Here is a 3,442-nt window from a genome sequence, read left to right on the forward strand (position 1 = left end):
TCTAGCGTCCGACACGATCGCGTATCGTTACCTGTAGGGGCATGCCATCCTTCGGCAGTAGCACCACGCGCCAGACCGGCATGGGTTCCTGCACGGGTGTGCTTTCGAACCGAGCGGCGCGGACTAGTGTCGCCAGCATAGCTGTTGCCTCTATGAGCGCGAAGGCAGCACCGATGCAGATCCTGGGGCCGGCACCAAACGGCATGAACTGATAGCGTGAATAACTGGCCTCACGCTCTGGCGCGAAGCGGGACGGATCGAACCGATCCGGGTCATCCCACAGTTTGCGGTGGCGGTGGATCACGTAGATCGGCAACCCAACAAGCGTGCCGGCCCTGATGTGCTCGCTGGCTAGCTCGGCATCCTTTGCCGAGTAGCGCGTCATTACAGGCAGCGGCGGATAGAGCCGCATTGACTCCTTCAACACCTGTTGCACAGTCACCAGCTTGTCAATGTGCTCCCCAGTGACAGGGCCGGAGGGCACGACCTGCCGGATTTCCTCGAGGACGCGGGCTTCCCACTCCGGGGCGCGTGACAGGAGATAAAGCGTCCAGGTCAGCGTCATGGCGATGGTGTGGTGGCCGGCCAAAAGAAACGTCAGAACATTGTCGACAAGCCGTTCTTCCGGCATCGTCTGGCTGGTTTCCGCGTCGACCGCGCCGAGCAGCAGGGTCAAGAGATCATTGCGATCGTCGGGCGAAGTATGGTGTGCGTGAATCATATCGGCAACAACGGCCCTAAGACGGGTCTCCCAATAGCGCATGCGGCGGCGACCAGGGCGCGGCAGCCAGACCGGCAAGCTGAGCACCGCATAGGCCGTCGACCAGGAAATCCCCTCGACATAGTCGGCGGTTCCCCGTTTCATCGTTTCGCCAATGAGGGCGCCGCCGCCTGGCAGAAATATGTTGGAGATGACATGGTACGTCGCGCGCAGCATGTCGGCATCAATCGCGTGGGTTGAGCCTGGCGGTGCAGCGCTCCATGCTTTGATCGCCGACTCCGCACCCGCGACCATGGCGGGTGCGTAACGGACGATCTCACCATGTCGAAAGAGAGGCGCTACTATCTGGTGCTGCCAGCGCCAGTCCTGCCCTTCCGACGTCAGAATACCGTTGCCGAACAAGCCACCTAGCACACGCCGTAGGAGCGGGTCCTGGGGGAAGTCGTCGCAGTGGTCGACCAATACGATTTTAACTAAGGCCGGATCCGTCACCCAGACGATGGCAGGGGGGCCGCGCAGGGCGGCGAGAGGCTCGTGGTAGACGGACTCGGGTATGGTCAGCAGCGGATTGCGGAGAAACTTTATGAAGGACTGTGGCAGATTTAAAGGCTTCGGTGGTGGCATCACTCGCGGCGGGTATAAATGCACGCTGCTCGCCTCAATGGGGCAAAACCTGCTCATAGAATGGTATTGTAGCATAATTCACGAACCGCCGGCACGAAGCTAGGCAATCTGCGAGCAATCTGCGTAATGCGGCGCGAGGTTCTGACGCCGACCGGCGCGCTGAGCTGTTGCTTTTCATTGTTCCCAGAGGGGTCAGTCGGTGACGCCAATCGGCCGCGACTGGCGCCTCCGTAGCTCGCCATTTCGCGGCGGTCCGGATGGTTGTCCGGAACCGCCGGCCCTCGATCAGGTCTTAAAACGTGCCGCCTCTTCAGAACCGCGCGTCGCGTCTCCCGCGCTGTAGGAATGCGCGCCGGCACCGGCGAGCTTGCCGCCGTCGACGATCAGATATTCCTCGCGGATCGGTTTGCCTTCGAACCAGCATTCCAGAATCTCCCGCGTGCCGGCGGCATAGCGCGCCTGGGCGGACAGCGATGACCCCGAGATGTGCGGCGTCATGCCGTGATGCGGCATCGACCGCCAGGGATGGTCTCTAGGCGCAGGCTGCGGGAACCAGACATCGCCGGCATAGCCTGCAAGCTGGCCGGTCTCGAGTGCGCGGGCGACTGCGTCGCGATTGCAGATCTTGCCGCGCGCCGTGTTCACCAGATAAGCGCCGCGCTTCATCTTGGCGATCATCTTCTCGTCGAAGAGGTTTTCCGTCTCCGGATGCAGCGGCGCGTTGATGGTGACGACATCGCAGACAGGCACCATTTGCGCCGCCGTCTTGTGGAAAGTGACGCCAAGCTCCTTCTCAACCGCCTCGGGAAGCCGATGGCGATCGGTATAGTGTAGCTTGACGTCGAATGGCTTCAAGCGGCGCAGCACCGCGTTGCCGATCCGCCCGGCGCCGACAGTGCCGATGTCCATCCCCTCGACATCATAGGAACGCGCGACGCAGTCCGCGATGTTCCAGCCGCCTTTCACGACCCACTGGTAGGAAGGGATGTAGTTCCGCACGAGGCCGAGGATCATCATGACCACATGTTCGGACACGCTGATCGAGTTGCAATAGGTCACCTCGGCAACCGTGACGCCGCGATCCATCGCGGCCTGGAGGTCGACATGGTCGGACCCGATGCCGGCGGTGATCGCGAGCTTCAGCCTGGATGCCTTGGCGATGCGCTCTGCGGTCAAATAGGCGGGCCAGAAAGGCTGCGAGATCACGATCTCGGCATCCGCGAGCTCATGTTCGAACACACTGTCAGGACCATCCTTGTACGAGGTCACCACCAGGCTGTGACCCTGGCTCTCGAGAAAGTTCCGGAGGCCCAGTTCGCCGGACACGCTGCCGAGCAGGACGCCCGGCTGAAAATCGATGGCCTTCGGTGTCGGAAGCGTCTGGCCTCCCGGATAGCGTTGAAGCTTCGGCAGGCCATCCCGCGCGTAGCTTGTCGGATATCCGTCGACAGGATCGTCATAGAGGACGCAAACGACCTTTGCCAATTCCATCTCCCTTCAACTGAAAGCGAAGAGGAAGGCGCTCGACTCCATCAAAGCTGCCGGTCAAGGCTGACGAACAGCAGGGCGATTTGCTCTGTTGAACTATCTGTGGCCAGCAGGTTCGCTTCTGGCGCTCCCACGTTCGGAAAAAATAGCACCATTCTAATAAAGGTGGAGGAGCAGGACACGGTTTCAAGTACGGCGGCTGGGTTGGCGGTGGGAATGTCGCGTGCGATCAGAGGAAGCGTTCGCAGCGGTCCGAAGAAGCGCCGATCGCCGGCACCCTCGATGCGAACGATTTCAAGGAACGGGCTGCGAGCATTCGCGATCTTGCTCGACGCTCGCTTAAGCGTGAGTCCGCAGCCGGCCTGCCCCCGCCGACAATGCACCGGGAAGTGGTCATTGGTCGCGCTAACGGAGGAGTTGACCGACCACACGGCGATGCTGCCCGAGATCGAGAGCCGGGGAGTTGCGATTGCCAACGAGATCGAAGTTGAGTCTCTGAAGGAGCGCATGCAGGGGTAGATCGATTCTGGTAGCGTAGTCGTTAGCCGCTTAGAGGTGCCATCTGCGTGATTTAGGGCGCAGTAGTCGCCGCGGCACGCCATGCCTGCA

3 protein-coding genes are annotated in these 3,442 nt (G+C 61.4%); all 3 read right to left on the reverse strand.

Going from position 1 to position 3,442, the window contains the following annotated elements; genetic code table 11:
• Position 1 precedes the first annotated feature (1 nt).
• Positions 2-1,345 (reverse strand): cytochrome P450, encoded by a 1,344-nt coding sequence (locus tag EH240_RS36495; protein ID WP_167484321.1) that lies wholly within the window; start codon positions 1,343-1,345, stop codon positions 2-4.
• A gap of 285 nt (positions 1,346-1,630) precedes the next feature.
• Positions 1,631-2,830, reverse strand: a complete 1,200-nt coding sequence (locus EH240_RS36500; protein ID WP_167484322.1) for an NAD-dependent formate dehydrogenase — start codon at positions 2,828-2,830, stop codon at positions 1,631-1,633.
• Between the two features lie 47 nt (positions 2,831-2,877).
• On the reverse strand, positions 2,878-3,442 hold a 565-nt coding region (locus tag EH240_RS36505), incomplete at its 5' end, for a hypothetical protein (protein ID WP_206075389.1).

It is taken from the genome of Mesorhizobium tamadayense (assembly GCF_003863365.1).
Classification (GTDB): Bacteria; Pseudomonadota; Alphaproteobacteria; order Rhizobiales; family Rhizobiaceae; genus Mesorhizobium; species Mesorhizobium tamadayense.